A 15,989-nucleotide genomic window follows, 5' to 3' on the forward strand; every position below is an offset into this window, starting at 1 on the left:
AGAAAGGATAGAAATTATGCGTAAACTGACTGCTCTGTTTGTTGCCTCTACTCTGGCCCTGGGTGCTGCCAACCTGGCTCACGCCGCTGACACGACAACAGCTGCGCCAGCTGATGCCAAACCGATGATGCACCACAACGGTAAATTCGCCCCGCATCACGACATGATGTTCAAAGACCTGAACCTGACCGATGCTCAGAAACAGCAGATTCGCGAGATCATGAAAGGTCAACGCGACCAGATGAAACGTCCGCCGCTGGAAGAGCGTCGCGCGATGCACGACATTATTGCCAGCGATAGTTTCGATAAAGCGAAAGCCGAAGCGCAGATTGCGAAGATGGAAGAACAGCGCAAAGCCAACATGCTGGCGCATATGGAAACTCAGAACAAGATTTACAACATTCTGACCCCGGAACAGAAAAAGCAGTTTAATGCCAATTTTGAGAAGCGTCTGACAGAACGTGCAGCGCAGAAAGGTAAAATGCCACAAGCTGCCGAGTAATCGATCAGCGTCTACACTAAATCATTCATGCTGTGTTGCACTGATTGCCGCACAGCGTGAAACCAAACTCAAGACCGCCGCTCTTGTCCACAACACGTTTAACGATGTGGGCAGGATCGGCGGTTTTTTCTTTCCTGCCTATTGCACCGGACACACGAAACGCTATTCTCCTGAAGCCCGTGAAAATTCTACCTGGATCAGCGCGTTATTCTTTTTTGCAAAACACCGGGTTCATCGCTAAGGCAAATCAACTCTGCTGCCGATAACAATAATCTGCAGGGTGAACATACCAATCATGATTTATGGCTGCCTGTTTACGGCGGGTTGCCGTGCTGCGTCTTTCTGGAGGGATGATGGAATACTTTGATATCCGCAAAATGCCGGTCAATCTGTGGCGAAATGGTGCGGGAGAAACCCGTGAGATTTGCTGTTTTCCGCCAGCAACACGAGATTTTCACTGGCGGGCGAGTATCGCCTCCATTGCAGCCAACGGAGAGTTTTCTCTCTTTCCCGGCGTAGAACGCGTGATTACCCTGCTGGAAGGTGGAGAAGTGACCCTGGAAGAGTCAAACACCTTCACACATACTCTGAAACAGCATCAGCCTTTTACCTTTGCCGGTGACAAGGTGGTAAAAGCGAAGCTGACAGAAGGGCAGATGTCGATGGATTTCAATATCATGACCCGACGGGATGTCTGCCAGGCGAAAGTCAGAGTTGCCGACCGTACGTTTACGACTTTTGGTTCGCGCGGCGGCGTGGTATTTGTTATCAGCGGTGCCTGGCAACTGGGCGATAAGCTACTGACCGTCGATCAGGGTGCAAGCTGGCACGACGGTAAACACACCTTACGACTGCTGGAGCGCGAGGGAAAACTGCTGTTCAGCGAGATTAACTGGATGCCGGGCCATTCTCCGGACGCAGTTCAATAATGTCATATTGACCAGACAGAACAGGCCGGCAGAGAATTTTGTAGCCATCATGGTCAAAGCCGGCCGGCATACGCGCCAGGGTAGCCGCTTCATCCAGCGTTGAAACGGCTCCCAGCCACAGCCAGTTGTTGATGATATGGTACTGTGTCATTTCAGCGCGGGTTTCCTGCAGCGCAATGGCATTGCTCCATGGCCAGCAAATCACTCTCACTCTTTCCAGCGCCTCTAACAGACGCAAATGATGGGCTTCATGACTCTCTTTCCCGCAGCACGCTCCGGCGCATCGCTTAAGCGCGGAGCGAAAACAGGCGCGCCCGCGACTCAGGGGTTCCAGCCCCAACAGGCCGTAGCACAGCTGCTGTTCATCCGCGAGGCTTTGCAACGCTTGTAGCGCTGCGCGACGATTGGCAAACAGGCCAAACAGATTGGGGGCATGGGAGAAATCAATATCTCGTGCGTAGACAACCTGAACAGTTCGGTCGGTAAGCTGCAAGGCGCAAAGCTGACGATTGCGCCGCAGTCGTTTATTAAACAACGGCTGTTGTTCTTTGATCAATCGCGCTTCCAGCAGCAGGGCACCAATTTCTCCCGCGGTACAAATCCAGCTAATGCGTTTGGCCTGACGCAGCATTGCTGCTTCGTTTGCGGTACGCAGATGTGCCATCACGCGGCTGCGAATATTGACGCTTTTACCAATATAGAGCGGCATAGTGTCGCTTTCACTGTGAAACAGATAGACGCCTGGCACGGCGGGAAGCGCACTCAAAAATGGACGCAGGTGCTCAGGATATTCATAGATTGCCGCTGCCTCAAATGTCAGGCGCGGGGCTGATTGACGCCGTACCACTTCTCACTCCGGATGCTGGTTATCCATCCAGTGTAACAGTTTGGAACCGATTAAAAAAGCGGCATCAGATCAGGAAAAGGGACCGGACAGCGGTGATCTCAGTGCTATCCGGCAATATGTGACTAAAAGAATTACGCTTTTTTCCAGAAGTCATCAAACACCGTAATCGGTGTGCGACGTTTGTGCTCGGTCTTCAGATACCAGCCTTCAATTTTTTTCGCGACGTCGGCAGCCAGCGTTTTTCCTTCCAGATAATCGTCGATGTTGTCATAGGTGACGCCTAATGCGGCTTCATCCGGCAGAGAAGGACGCTCGTCTTCGAGGTCGGCGGTTGGTGCTTTCTTATATAAATGTTCCGGGCAACCCAGCGCGGCAAGCAACTGCTTACCCTGACGCTTGTTCAAACGGAAAATAGGGTTAATGTCAGTACCGCCATCGCCGTATTTGGTGAAAAATCCGGTGATAGCTTCTGCTGCATGATCGGTTCCCACGACAACGCCGCTGGTCATACCTGCGATACTGTACTGAGCCTTCATACGTTCACGGGCTTTTTCATTGCCACGGACAAAATCGCTCAGTTCAATACCCGCTTCACGCAGGGCCTGTTCACTGGCCAGTACCGCACCCTTAATATTGACGGTGAGTACGCGGTCCGGTTGGATAAAGGCGATGGCATCCTGACAGTCCTGTTCATCAGCCTGAACGCCATATGGCAGACGTACGGCAATAAACTGCAGCGCGTCATTCCCCGTTTCTTCGCGAAGCTCGGAAATAGCCATCTGGCATAGTTTTCCCGCGAGCGTTGAGTCCTGCCCGCCGCTAATCCCTAATACCAGTGATTTCAGAAAGGGGTAGGTCTGCAGATAAGATTTAAGGAAATCCACGCTGCGGCGAATTTCTTCTTCTGCATTGATGTGCGGTTTTGCGCCAAGCGCCTGGATTATCTCTTGCTGCAGAGTCATTTAACCCCCTATGGAAAATAAAATGATCAAAAAAATGATGTGTTAAAATTATCGCGTTGAGGCCCAAACGACAAGGGATGCGAGCATCATTTTGTTTTAATAGAATTTTCCGAAACTGCCTAAGTATCATCTGATTGCTTGAAAAATGCGTTGTTGTGCTCCAGGCTTATATAACACGCTGAAATACAAGAGGACGGAATATGAACAAGAACCTAACAGGAATTCTGAGTGCAGCGGCTGTTTTGACTATGCTGGCAGGGTGTACGGCTTACGATCGTACCAAAGACCAATTTGTTCAGCCCGTGGTGAAAGATGTGAAGAAAGGGATGAGCCGGGCGCAGGTGGCGCAGATTGCCGGTAAACCTTCTTCTGAAGTCAGCATGATTCATGCGCGAGGGACATGCCAGACCTACATCCTGGGTCAACGAGATGGTAAAGCTGAAACCTATTTTGTTGCTTTAGATGACACCGGACATGTGATTAACTCCGGTTACCAGACCTGCGCAGAGTACGACACCGACCCGCAGGCGGCGAAGAAGTAACAACTGCTTATTGCCTGAGCATTCAGACGAACCGGCCATCGTGCCGGTTTTTTTGTGCCGAACGATCTTATTTATTGCCGCGAATTATTTGCCCGAAATGTGAGGGGGGTCATAACGACAGGTCAAGGAGAGACAATTTAGTTGGTCAAGGAAATACCATCCACTGGTGCAATCCCGTATACTCATTTCAGCCACCTAAAAAAGTAATTTAGCTGACGCAAGTTACCCAGAGCATGGATGCAGGTTATGGCTTGCGGAGTGTCTGGTTGACAGATAATCGCATATGAGGATCGTTTTAATGGAAAAGAAACACATTTATCTGTTTTGTTCTGCGGGCATGTCGACTTCATTGTTGGTTTCGAAGATGCGTGCTCAGGCCGAAAAATACGAAGTGCCGGTTATTATTGAAGCGTTTCCTGAAACGCTGGCCGGAGAAAAAGGTCCAACGGCCGATGTCGTGTTATTAGGTCCACAAATTGCTTATATGTTGCCCGAAATTCAGCGTTTGTTACCCAACAAGCCTGTGGAAGTGATTGACTCGCTGCTGTATGGCAAAGTCGATGGTTTAGGCGTGCTTAAGGCTGCTGTTGCAGCAATTAAAAAAGCCGCAGCAAATTAATTATTTTATTTTAATTTTTCCCGTCAAAGAGTTATTTCATTAACATTCACCGCAATTTTTAATTGCGGTATTTAAGGGTATTTTTCTATGAGTAACGCTATTGCTTCACTTGAAAAGGTACTCCTTCCTTTTGCTGTAAAAATTGGAAAGCAGCCACACGTTAATGCAATCAAGAACGGTTTTATTCGTTTAATGCCGTTAACCCTCGCAGGGGCCATGTTTGTATTAATCAATAACGTTTTCCTGAGCTTTGGGGAGGGGTCGTTTTTTTATTCAATGGGCATTCGACTTGATGCTTCAACTATTGAAACGCTGAATAGCTTGAAAGGCATTGGTGGAAACGTCTATAACGGTACGCTGGGTATCATGTCATTGATGGCACCGTTCTTTATCGGCATGGCGCTGGCAGAAGAACGTAAAGTCGACTCACTGGCTGCCGGGCTGTTATCTGTCGCCGCGTTTATGACCGTAACGCCTTATAGCGTGGGTGAAGCCTATGCCGTTGGTGCGAACTGGCTCGGCGGTGCCAATATTATTTCCGGTATCATTATCGGCCTCGCGGTCGCGGAAATGTTCACCTTTGTGGTTCGTCGCAATTGGGTCATTAAATTACCTGATAGCGTACCGACATCTGTATCGCGCTCTTTCTCTGCGCTGATTCCTGGCTTCCTTATCCTCTCCATTATGGGGATCATCGCCTGGGCATTGAACACCTGGGGTACGAACTTCCACCAGATCATTATGGATTCCATTTCAACTCCGCTGGCGTCGTTGGGCAGCGTGGTGGGCTGGGCTTACGTGATTTTTGTTCCGCTGCTGTGGTTCTTTGGTATTCACGGTTCACTGGCGCTGACTGCGCTGGACAGCGGTATCATGACGCCATGGGCGCTGGAAAACATCTCTATCTACCAACAGTTTGGTTCCGTAGATGCCGCGCTGGAAGCCGGTAAGACGTTCCACGTCTGGGCGAAACCGATGCTCGACTCCTATATTTTCCTTGGAGGTAGCGGGGCAACGCTGGGTCTGATTATCGCTATCTTCCTGGCATCGCGTCGTCCTGACTATCGTCAGGTTGCTAAACTGGCACTGCCATCAGGTCTGTTCCAGATTAACGAACCCATCCTGTTCGGTCTGCCGATCATCATGAACCCGGTGATGTTTATCCCGTTCATCCTGGTTCAGCCGATTCTGGCGGCGATTACGCTGGCAGCTTATTACTCAGGCATTATTCCACCGATTACCAACATTGCACCGTGGACCATGCCAACCGGTTTGGGCGCGTTCTTTAACACCAACGGTAGTGTCGCTGCTCTGCTGGTCGCGCTGTTCAACCTCGGTATCGCAACGCTGGTTTACCTGCCATTCGTGGTGGTAGCCAACAAAGCGCAGAATGTTATTGACCAAGAAGAAAGCGAAGAAGATATCGCTAACGCATTGAAATTCTAAATTTAATCCGGCATGGCTTCACGGTCATGCCGGACTGAACCAGAGGAAAAAAGTATGTTGGATATCGAGAACATCGTCGACACGCAGTCCGAAGCAGAAGAACTTGAAGAAGTGGTGATGGGCCTCATCATCAACTCCGGTCAGGCGCGTAGCCTGGCGTACGGCGCACTTAAAATGGCCAAGCAAGGCGATTTCGAGTCGGCCAAGGCGATGATGGACCAGTCTCGTCTGGCGCTGAACGAAGCGCACCTCGTGCAAACGAAACTGATTGAAGGCGATCAGGGTGAAGGTAAAATGAAAGTTAGCCTGGTGCTGGTCCACGCGCAGGACCACCTGATGACATCAATGCTGGCGCGTGAGCTGGTGACTGAACTGATTGAACTTCACGAAAAGCTGAAATAGCGAGGAGTGCATAATGCAGCTACAGATTAACGCACCGGAAATCAAAACCGTTTATGAACAGCAGCTGTTTAATGGCAAAAATTTCCATGTGTTCATCTATAACAAAACTGAGAGCATCAGCGGGCTGCATCAGCATGACTACTATGAATTTACCCTGGTTTTAACCGGGCGCTATTATCAGGAAATCAACGGTAAACGCGTACTACTCGAACGTGGAGACTTTGTCTTTATCCCGTTGGGATCGCACCACCAAAGTTTTTATGATTTTGGTGCGACAAGGATCCTTAACGTCGGCATCAGTAAACGTTTTTTTGAACAGCACTATCACCCGCTACTGCCATTTTGTTTCGTTGCATCGCAGGTCTATCGGGCGAATAACTCGTTTCTTACCTATATTGAAACGGTTATTGCATCACTTAACTTTCGCGAGAGCGGACTGGATGAATTTGTAGAAGTGGTCACCTTCTATATTATTAATCGGTTACGTCATCATCGCGAAGAGCAGGTGTTGGATGATATTCCGCAGTGGCTTAAAACCACCGTTGAGACCATGCATGACAAACGGCAGTTTAGCGAGAATGCGCTGGAAAATATGGTACAACTGTCCGCGAAATCCCAGGAGTACCTGACCCGCGCAACCCAGCGTTATTACAGCAAAACGCCGATGCAGATTATTAATGAAATCCGCATTAACTTTGCTAAAAAACAGCTGGAAATGACGAACTATTCTGTAACGGATATTGCTTACGAGTCTGGCTACAGTAGTCCAAGCCTGTTTATTAAAACGTTTAAAAAGCTGACGTCGTTTACACCGAATAGCTACCGTAAGAAATTAACTGAATTTAATCAGTAGATATTATTTGCCAATAACCCATTTTTTATAGCTTGCCCAAAATAGCGTCGGGACAGCCACGCTATACCTGACATACGGGTTGAGCATAATACACGTCAGTGTTTTGACACTGAAGGGAGAAAGTATGAGCCAGAAATTAAAAGTCGTCACTATCGGTGGCGGGAGCAGCTACACCCCTGAATTACTTGAAGGCTTTATTAAGCGCTATCATGAATTACCGGTTTCTGAGTTGTGGCTGGTTGATGTCGACGGTGGAAAAGAGAAACTGGACATTATTTTTGACCTATGCCAGCGCATGATCGATAAAGCCGGCGTGCCGATGAAGTTGTTTAAAACGCTGGATCGCCGTGAAGCACTGAAAGATGCTGATTTCGTTACCACCCAGCTGCGTGTAGGGCAGCTGCAAGCCCGTGAAAAGGATGAACGCATTCCGCTGAGCCACGGGTATCTGGGGCAGGAAACCAACGGCGCTGGCGGGTTGTTCAAAGGCCTGCGTACCATTCCGGTTATCTTTGATATTGTTAAAGATGTGGAAGAACTGTGCCCGAATGCGTGGGTGATCAACTTCACTAACCCAGCCGGGATGGTGACTGAGGCGGTTTATCGCCATACGAATTTCAAGAAATTCATCGGCGTATGTAATATTCCGATCGGCATGAAAATGTTCATCAGCGACGTGCTGGCGCTGAAAGAGAGCGATGACTTATCTATCGACCTGTTTGGCCTGAACCATATGGTCTTCATTAAGGATGTTCTGGTCAACGGTGTGTCACGCTTTGATGAACTGCTTGACGGCGTTGCTTCGGGTCAGTTGAAAGCCTCTGGCGTGAAGAACATCTTCGACCTGCCGTTCAGCGAAGGATTGATTCGTTCGCTGAAGCTGCTGCCGTGCTCGTATCTGCTGTACTACTTCAAGCCAAAAGAGATGCTGGCGATCGAAATGGGCGAGTACTATAAGGGTGGCGCACGTGCTCAGGTAGTACAAAAAGTTGAAAAACAACTGTTTGAGCTCTACAAAAATCCTGAGCTAAACGTTAAACCGAAAGAGCTGGAGCAGCGCGGCGGGGCCTATTACTCCGATGCGGCCTGTGAAGTGATCAATGCCATCTACAACGACAAACAGACTGAGCACTATGTCAACATTCCACATCATGGGCATGTTGATAATATTCCTGCGGACTGGGCGGTTGAGATGACCTGTACGCTGGGGCGTAACGGTGCTACGCCGCATCCGCGAATTACCCATTTTGATGAGAAAGTGCTCGGCCTTATCTATACCATTAAAGGTTTTGAAGTGGCGGCGAGCAACGCAGCGTTGAGCGGTGAGTTGAATGATGTGCTGCTGGCGCTGAACCTGAGCCCGCTGGTGCATTCTGACAGCGATGCCGAAATTCTGGCGCGTGAGCTGATTCTGGCGCATGAAAAATGGCTGCCAAACTTCGCCGGGTGCATTGAGAAACTCAAAAGCGAACAACACTAACCGAGGTCGGCTATGGAACGCGTACTGATTGTAAATGCGGATGATTTTGGCCTGAGTAAAGGACAAAACTACGGCATTGTTGAAGCTTGTCGCAATGGTGTTGTCACCTCGACCACGGCGCTGGTTAACGGTGCGGCAATTGACCATGCGGTACAGCTGAGTCGCGACATACCTGAACTTGCCGTCGGAATGCACTTTGTTCTGACGCTGGGCAGGCCGTTGACGGCAATGCCAGGCCTTACTCGTGACGGTGTACTGGGGAAATGGATCTGGCAGATGGCGGAGGAAGACACTCTGCCGCTGGATGAAATTTCTCAGGAACTGGCCGCACAGTATCAGCGTTTTATTGACCTGTTCGGGCGGGAGCCGACGCATCTGGATAGCCATCACCATGTGCATATGTTCCCGCAAATTTTCCCTATCGTAGCAGGGTTTGCTGCCCAGAAGGGGATTGCGTTGCGTATCGATCGTCAGGCGGTATTCCAGGCGTCTGACTTACTGGAAACCTTACGGACTTCCCAGGGATTCAGCAGCGAGTTTTACGGTGAGGCGATTTCTGAAGCTCTGTTTTTGCAGATGCTTGATGCGTCAGCCGATCGCGGAGAATCCTCGCTGGAAGTGATGTGTCATCCGGCTTTTATCGATGACATTATTCGTCAAAGTGCCTACTGTTACCCCCGCTTAACTGAGCTCGACGTGCTGACGTCTTCGTCACTGAAATATGCTATTGCGGAGCGCGGTTATCGTCTTGGCAGTTTTCTAAACGTGTAATTCCTGAGTTTGCGGCGCTTGATGCGCCGCATTTTTTTAGGCCGGAATCGTGTCTATTTTTCCGGCGCGTGACCAGACGCGGTGCGCGGTCATCAGCGTCAGCAGGGTATCCATGAACTGTGTGTCTGCACTGTCCGCTTCCACCACGCCTTCTTCTCCTTCCTTTTTGATATTCAACGTTGCTTTAAACCGACGAGCATCGCCAGCCAGGGCGATAGGTTTTAAGTGTTTATACGCTTCGAGTAAGTAATATCGGGCATCTCCGTTCATTGCGATATCCGCAATATTCCCACATGGAACAATGACTGCATCGACCGTCAGGGATGGCGAACCCGCAAAGGTACCGGCGATTGTCAGAACGGAGCCATCGTCGGCAACCACATTCCCCATTCGGGAATAGAGCAGTTTGGCATGAACACCTTCGGCCTGTAGGGCTTGCATGATGGCGAGCAGATCGGCCGATTTCACCTGGTCATTAAGTAAAATGGCGACCACACGGCCCTTAATCTCACCTTGCGCACCTGCATATAAACTGAGTGACGGCGCATTTTTCAAACCGTTGACGTTGGCCGGCGGTATAATTTTGGTTTGTTCCTCAGTGAGTTCAAAACCGAGATTCCCGGCAACCGCCGTGGCGAGGGCAGTATCAATATGAGCTAACTGTTCGACCACTCTTTCTCTGATATAGGGGCGCGTAACTTTGCTAAGTTCGAAACTGAATCCGCCTATAATATGCTGCTGTTCAATTGGCGTCTGACTTAGCCAGAACAGACGAGGCTGCGCATAGTATTCGCCGAAAGAGGGGCTGCGTTCGCGGATTTTGTTTCCTTCAATCCGTTCCTGGTACGACTCAAATCCACCGCGTTTTGGCCCCGGAGGTGTTTCACGCGGCCAGTTATCATTGATGGAATTCGGTTCATAGTTGGCCGGGTTAGTATCGATGTCCATGCGATGCATGCCGTCACGCTGGAAATTATGATACGGACAGGTTGGGCGATTAATTGGGATTTCATGGAAGTTGGGCCCGCCCAGACGACTGATCTGGGTATCGGTATAGGAGAACAAGCGGCCCTGCAACAAGGGATCGTTAGTAAAATCGATGCCCGGGACGATGTGTCCGGGATGAAAAGCTACTTGCTCATTTTCGGCGAAAAAATTGTCCGGATTGCGGTTTAGCACCATTTTACCGACGAGTTGTACCGGAACCAGTTCTTCAGGTATCAATTTCGTTGGATCGAGCAGGTCAAAATCGAACTTGAATTCGTCCTCTTCAGGAATGAGCTGTAGCCCCAGTTCATATTCCGGATAATCGCCCGCTTCAATCGCCTCCCACAGATCGCGGCGATGAAAGTCGGGATCCCGACCGGTAAGTTTTTGCGCTTCATCCCATACCAGCGAAGCTTTGCCTGCCAGCGGTTTCCAGTGGAAACGGACAAAGGTGGCTTTCCCTTGCGCATTAATCAACCGAAATGTGTGAATACCAAAGCCTTCCATCGTGCGATAGCTGCGCGGAATACCCCGATCGGACATTGCCCATATGACGTTGTGCAACGTTTCAGGCTGTAATGAGACATAATCCCAGAAGGTGTCATGGGCGCTTTGGCCCTGCGGGATGGCCCAATGCGGCTCCGGTTTAACTGCATGGACGAAATCTGGGAATTTATGGGCATCCTGAATAAAGAAGATGGGAGTATTGTTTCCCACCAGGTCGAAAATGCCCTCTTCAGTGTAAAACTTGGTCGCAAATCCCCGTATATCTCTGACCGTATCCGCAGAGCCTGCGCCGCCCTGAACCGTAGAGAATCGGACAAAAACCGGGGTGATTTTATTTTCATCACTCAGAAAGTCCGCTTTCGTCGTCGCGCTGAGACTGGCATAGGGCTGAAAGTAACCGTGAGCGGCAGAACCTCGGGCATGTACGATCCTCTCCGGGATGCGTTCATGATCAAAATGGGTGATTTTTTCCCGCAGGATGAAGTCTTCCAGCAGAGTTGGCCCACGGTTTCCGGCGCGCAGAGAGTTTTGATCGTCCGCAATGCGCACGCCCTGATTGGTGGTCAGGGCAAAATCCTCGCTTCCTTTGCGAAAACTGTCCAGCGCGTTGAGTTTGTCACTTGTGACGTCAGGCGCTTTTAAGCTGCCGGATGTGGTGGGTTGCATGCCTGGTGGTGTGGGTTCAGGTGCTGGCTGATGTGAACCGTCTGCTGGCGCCAGTGAGTCAAGTCCTGGCTGGGATTCGCTGGCATCATGAACCGGCGCTGAGTGATGGAGTGGGTGCTTATCGTTCTGTGACATTAAACTCGTCTCCTGTTTTCATCGCTGAAAGGGTCGTTGTTGCTGTCAAAAACTTTAACTATAGACCACTCATTCAGCGGCGCAGGTACAGGTCGATGACGTAAAGCGCGATGAACCAGGCAAACAGCGCACGCAAGGCAGGACGTCAGGAGGCAAAATCGGCTAAGATAGCAGTTTTCTGATTTTTAGAATTTGTCTTTAGTGAAGCAACTGATTATGAAACCTCTTCGCCAACAAAATCGTCCGGTTATCAGCTATGTTCCTCGCGTGGAGCCCGCTCCACCAGAGCATGCGATTAAAATGGATGCGTTTCGTGACGTATGGATACTGCGCGGAAAATATGTCGCTTTTGTCTTAATGGGGGAGTCGTTTCAACGTTCGCCTGCATTTACGGTCCCGGAATCAGCGCAGCGCTGGGCTAATCAGGTTCGTCAGGAAAATGAACTGAGCGATTAATGGATATAAAAAAACCGCCGGATCATGATACTCCGGCGGTTTTTTGTTTTTTAGCTGACAGACTTAGCGATGCGCCAGTTCGGCGTTATCGTCGCTGTCCAGAATTGTTTTATCGGTCTGCTTCAGCCATTGACTGGTCAGCGTACCGGCAGTCATGGAACCGCTTACGTTCAACGCAGTACGACCCATGTCGATCAGCGGTTCAACGGAGATCAACAGCGCAACCAGCGTGACCGGCAGACCCATAGCAGGCAGAACGATCAGCGCGGCAAACGTTGCACCGCCACCGACACCCGCAACCCCTGCGGAACTTACGGTCACGATACCAACCAGCGTGGCAATCCACATTGGGTCCAGCGGGTTGATTCCAACGGTCGGCGCGACCATTACTGCCAGCATTGCCGGGTACAGACCCGCACAACCATTCTGGCCAATCGTGGCGCCAAAAGAGGCGGCGAAAGAGGCGATGGATTCAGGCACGCCCAGACGACGGGTTTGCGCTTCAACGTTCAGCGGAATTGAGGCTGCGCTGGAACGGCTGGTGAAGGCGAAAGTCAGCACCGGCCATACCTTACGGAAGTATTTCAGCGGGCTAACGCCGTTAATACCCAAGAGGATCCCGTGAACCACGAACATAATGCCCAGACCGAGATAAGAGGCCACGACGAAGCTACCCAGCTTAATGATGTCCTGAAGGTTGGAACCGGCAACCACTTTGGTCATCAGCGCCAGAACACCGTACGGCGTCAACTGCATCACCAGACGAACCAGCTTCATCACCCAGCTTTGTAGGGTATCGATAGCCGCCAGAACGCGCTCGCCTTTTGGTGCATCATCTTTCAGCAGTTTCAGTGCGGCTACACCCAGGAATGCTGCGAAGATAACTACGCTGATAATCGACGTCGGGTTGGCGCCAGTCAGATCGGCAAACGGGTTTTTCGGAATAAACGACAGCACCAGTTGCGGAACGCTGAGGTCAGCCACTTTGCCAACATAGTTGGTTTCAATCGCGTTCAGACGGGCCGTCTCGGCACCACCTTGCACCAGACCTTCGGCGGTCAGGCCGAACAGGTTGGTCACCAGAACCCCAACCAGTGCGGCAATCAGCGTGGTAAACAGTAGCGTTCCGATGGTCAGGAAGCTGATTTTACCTAACTGAGAGGCATTGTGCAGACGCGCAACGGCGCTGAGAATAGATGCAAATACCAGCGGCATAACAATCATCTGCAGCAACTGGACATAACCGTTGCCGACAATGTTGAACCACTGTACGGAATCTTTAAGAACCTGGCTGTCGGAACCATAAATGGTGTGCAGGGCAAGGCCGAACACGACACCCATGACCAGACCGACCAGTACTTTTTTGGCCAGACTCCACTGTTTGTGCCGGGCTTGCGCCAGCACGAACAGCAGCACTATGAACACGATAATGTTCGCGATTAAAGGAAAGTTCATCCCCGTTCTCCTGATCTTATTATGCGTATCACCGTTTAAAGGTGATTCTGTTGGCGCAAGATTAGCAGAACTGTGACATGCCTCTTATATTCAAATGGAATTGTTTATACCGAAAATGACTTTTTGGCTGATTTATTAGTCAATCTGATGCGTTATGAAACGATTGAACTGCATTTGTAGCGTATTAATCATCTGCGAAGACCAGCGTACAGCGCTGTTCTCTTGTACGGTCTGCGGCATCCAGATTGCCCATGCGAATAGTGCCATGCACAGAAACCGCTCCAGTTGGTTGCCTTTTTGCGGCACGAGAATGGGCAGACGAAAACGCCAGCGGCAGGGCCAAAGCAGGGGAACGCCCGCCGGGGTCAGCATATCGGCCAGAATATGGCTGAGATAACCGAGAACCATACCTTGTAAGGCATCAGCCGGTATTATCCAGGTGTCCGGGACTTTCAGGTAAAACGTGGTCAGCAGGGCAAAGACTGCAAGCAGGCTATGCGTAAACCCGCGATGACCAAATGCCCGGGCAATGGGTTTTGATATCCACTTCAGACGCTGCCCCAGCAGGGATTTGGGATGATCAATATCCGGCAGCAGGCACGTTAAAATGGCGGAAGGAACAATATGCCACCAGTCACCCTGCGCAAGAACGGGCGTTAGCTCGGCATTCTTGGCAAATACCGCACAGGCAATAGAAAAAAGAAGGTGGCCTTCCGCCGTCATGATAAAACCCAACAAACTGTCGATTCATACAGTATAGGGGTTTTATACAGTAGGCGGAAGAGGTGACGTTGTAACCCTTTGTCACAAGTGCGCCATTACCGCGCCAGCCAACCGCCATCCACGGCTAGCGTATAGCCATGAATATAGTCAGAGGCGGAACTTGCGAGGAATACGACCGGGCCTTTCAGATCATTTGGCGTGCCCCAGCGCCCTGCGGGAATACGATCGATAATCTCCTGATTGCGCTCGCTGTCTGCGCGCAGCTGCTGGGTATTATTGGTCGCCATATAGCCGGGTGCGATAGCATTGACATTAATTCCTTTGGCCGCGCATTCATTGGCGAGCAGGCGAGTGATGCCCAGTACACCGCTTTTTGATGCTGTATAGGAAGGGACGCGGATTCCGCCCTGAAAAGAGAGCATCGAGGCAATGTTAATAATTTTTCCGCCATTGCCCTGAGCCTGAAACTGGCGCGCCACGGCCTGTGACAGAAAGAAAACAGATTTGAGATTCAGATTCATCACGTCATCCCAATCCTTTTCACTGAAGTCCAGCGCATCCTGACGGCGTATGGTTCCCGCATTGTTGACCAGAATATCAATCCGGCCAAACGCCGACACCGATTGTGTCACGATGCTGGTGAGAGCATCTTGTTGGCTGAGGTCGGCCTGAATAGCCATAAAACGTCGACCGAGGGCGTTAATTTTCTCTGCGGTTTCATGTGGTATTTTACGATTCACGCCGACTACATCGCAGCCCGCTTCAGCCAGCGCCACTGCCATACCCTGCCCAAGGCCGGTGTCACATCCAGTGACGATGGCTACTTTACCTTCGAGACGAAAAGCTTCCTGAATCATGTTTACCTCAACTATTTATGTCATTAACGCTTGCTCTATAGGGCAAGGATAGGAGAGGTTAAACAGAAACACAATTAAAAATGAAACGATGTTTTAAAAATAAAAAATCTGAGAGAGCGGGCAATACGATCATTGCCCGTTACAGGATTAGCCGCGCAGATGAACGGCAGTAAGTTCGGTGAGCGAGGTTAGTTTGACGTCGGCAAGAACGAAGCGGGGATCTTCCTGATTCTCATGCGCTGGTACGACGATGGAACGCATACGGGCGGCTTTCGAAGCAATCATGCCGTTTACCGAATCTTCCAGTGCTACGCAGTTTAACGGGTCAATGCCCAGTTTTGTGGCGCAATCGAGATAAACCTGCGGGTGCGGTTTGCTGTAGGGCAGTTTTTCTGCGGAAGCCAGAGCGTCGAAGCTGCTGCGCAGATCAAACATGGTCAGCACTTTTTCCAGCATATGCAGCGGCGAGGCGGATGCCAGTCCTACTTTGATTCCCTGAGATTTGCACAACGCCACGGCTTCACGCACACCCGGCAGCAGTGGTTTTGTTTCTTCCACTAACGCAATGGCCCGGGTGATGATGCGCTCGGTGACTTCCTGACGTGAGGGACCGTTCCACGGTTGCTGCGCAAACCACAAATCGACCACCATATCGATGCGTAAGCCAAGAGTATCGGGAAGTTCATGGCGGCGGGAGATATCAACGCCTAAACTTGCTATCACATCCAGTTCAGCCTGATCCCAAAGCGGTTCAGAATCGACCAGTAACCCATCCATATCGAAAATTGCAGCAAGAATTTGACGCGGGGTTGACATTACAACCTCTCCTTTACGGTGATAAAAGGGATTA

At 50.5% G+C, this 15,989-nt stretch carries 17 protein-coding genes; 10 read left to right on the forward strand and 7 right to left on the reverse strand.

Going from position 1 to position 15,989, the window contains the following annotated elements; all coding sequences use genetic code 11:
• Positions 1–16 precede the first annotated feature (16 nt).
• The gene (gene spy / locus OGV89_RS21855; RefSeq protein WP_003030629.1) at positions 17–502 is read left to right on the forward strand and encodes an ATP-independent periplasmic protein-refolding chaperone Spy; all 486 of its coding nucleotides are present in this window, start codon (positions 17–19) and stop codon (positions 500–502) included.
• 353 nt (positions 503–855) lie between these two features.
• Positions 856–1,431 carry an environmental stress-induced protein Ves gene (gene ves, locus OGV89_RS21860; RefSeq protein ID WP_003843449.1) on the forward strand — a complete coding sequence of 192 codons (576 nt, stop codon included), beginning with the start codon at positions 856–858 and terminating at the stop codon, positions 1,429–1,431.
• Here the strand turns inward: ves and cho are convergent.
• Together cho and nadE are read right to left on the reverse strand one after the other, a co-directional pair.
• Positions 1,391–2,278: an excinuclease Cho gene (cho, locus tag OGV89_RS21865; RefSeq protein WP_003030624.1), complete on the reverse strand. Its 888-nt coding sequence runs from the start codon at positions 2,276–2,278 to the stop codon at positions 1,391–1,393. The two genes, ves and cho, sit on opposite strands and share 41 nt — an antisense overlap.
• Positions 2,279–2,409: 131 nt before the next feature.
• The gene (nadE, locus tag OGV89_RS21870) at positions 2,410–3,240 is read right to left on the reverse strand and encodes an NAD(+) synthase (protein WP_003843451.1); all 831 of its coding nucleotides are present in this window, start codon (positions 3,238–3,240) and stop codon (positions 2,410–2,412) included.
• A 200-nt stretch (positions 3,241–3,440) separates the two neighbouring features.
• On the opposite strand from nadE, the gene osmE reads away from it, so the two are divergent.
• The 7 genes from osmE to chbG all read left to right on the forward strand — a co-directional run bounded on the left by osmE (position 3,441) and on the right by chbG (position 9,353).
• Positions 3,441–3,782, forward strand: a complete 342-nt coding sequence (gene osmE / locus OGV89_RS21875; protein WP_003030621.1) for an osmotically-inducible lipoprotein OsmE — start codon at positions 3,441–3,443, stop codon at positions 3,780–3,782.
• A gap of 298 nt (positions 3,783–4,080) precedes the next feature.
• Entirely contained in the window at positions 4,081–4,401 is a 321-nt protein-coding gene (gene chbB / locus OGV89_RS21880; RefSeq protein WP_003840900.1) for a PTS N,N'-diacetylchitobiose transporter subunit IIB, read from the forward strand.
• A gap of 87 nt (positions 4,402–4,488) precedes the next feature.
• On the forward strand, positions 4,489–5,847 hold the full coding sequence (gene chbC, locus OGV89_RS21885; protein ID WP_003030619.1) for a PTS N,N'-diacetylchitobiose transporter subunit IIC: 1,359 nt from the start codon (positions 4,489–4,491) through the stop codon (positions 5,845–5,847).
• A gap of 54 nt (positions 5,848–5,901) precedes the next feature.
• Complete coding sequence (gene chbA / locus OGV89_RS21890; RefSeq protein WP_003030618.1) at positions 5,902–6,249, forward strand: PTS N,N'-diacetylchitobiose transporter subunit IIA; 348 nt, start codon at positions 5,902–5,904, stop codon at positions 6,247–6,249.
• Between the two features lie 10 nt (positions 6,250–6,259).
• On the forward strand, positions 6,260–7,102 hold the full coding sequence (chbR, locus tag OGV89_RS21895) for a transcriptional regulator ChbR (protein WP_085951594.1): 843 nt from the start codon (positions 6,260–6,262) through the stop codon (positions 7,100–7,102).
• Between the two features lie 124 nt (positions 7,103–7,226).
• Positions 7,227–8,582 (forward strand): 6-phospho-beta-glucosidase, encoded by a 1,356-nt coding sequence (locus OGV89_RS21900; protein WP_003843452.1) that lies wholly within the window; start codon positions 7,227–7,229, stop codon positions 8,580–8,582.
• Positions 8,583–8,594: 12 nt separating this feature from the next.
• Positions 8,595–9,353, forward strand: a complete 759-nt coding sequence (chbG, locus tag OGV89_RS21905) for a chitin disaccharide deacetylase (RefSeq protein ID WP_003843453.1) — start codon at positions 8,595–8,597, stop codon at positions 9,351–9,353.
• A gap of 36 nt (positions 9,354–9,389) precedes the next feature.
• On the opposite strand, the gene katE is transcribed toward chbG, so the two are convergent.
• A complete protein-coding gene (katE, locus tag OGV89_RS21910) occupies positions 9,390–11,648 on the reverse strand; it encodes a catalase HPII (RefSeq protein ID WP_003843454.1) in 2,259 nt (752 codons plus the stop codon).
• 192 nt (positions 11,649–11,840) lie between these two features.
• Between katE and cedA the strand changes: the two genes are divergently transcribed.
• Positions 11,841–12,104: a cell division activator CedA gene (gene cedA, locus OGV89_RS21915; protein ID WP_071524328.1), complete on the forward strand. Its 264-nt coding sequence runs from the start codon at positions 11,841–11,843 to the stop codon at positions 12,102–12,104.
• A 63-nt stretch (positions 12,105–12,167) separates the two neighbouring features.
• Here the strand turns inward: cedA and tcyP are convergent, their stop codons facing one another.
• From tcyP to hxpB, 4 genes are all read right to left on the reverse strand, one after another.
• A complete protein-coding gene (gene tcyP, locus OGV89_RS21920; protein WP_003840905.1) occupies positions 12,168–13,559 on the reverse strand; it encodes a cystine/sulfocysteine:cation symporter in 1,392 nt (463 codons plus the stop codon).
• Positions 13,560–13,694: 135 nt separating this feature from the next.
• A complete protein-coding gene (locus OGV89_RS21925) occupies positions 13,695–14,294 on the reverse strand; it encodes a metal-dependent hydrolase (protein ID WP_086551139.1) in 600 nt (199 codons plus the stop codon).
• A gap of 83 nt (positions 14,295–14,377) precedes the next feature.
• A complete protein-coding gene (kduD, locus tag OGV89_RS21930) occupies positions 14,378–15,139 on the reverse strand; it encodes a 2-dehydro-3-deoxy-D-gluconate 5-dehydrogenase KduD (RefSeq protein WP_096878657.1) in 762 nt (253 codons plus the stop codon).
• Positions 15,140–15,286: 147 nt separating this feature from the next.
• Entirely contained in the window at positions 15,287–15,955 is a 669-nt protein-coding gene (gene hxpB, locus OGV89_RS21935; RefSeq protein ID WP_032936086.1) for a hexitol phosphatase HxpB, read from the reverse strand.
• Between the last annotated feature and the right edge of the window lie 34 nt (positions 15,956–15,989).

Source organism: Citrobacter sp. Cf125 (assembly GCF_030333935.1).
GTDB classification, from domain to species: Bacteria; Pseudomonadota; Gammaproteobacteria; order Enterobacterales; family Enterobacteriaceae; genus Citrobacter; species Citrobacter freundii.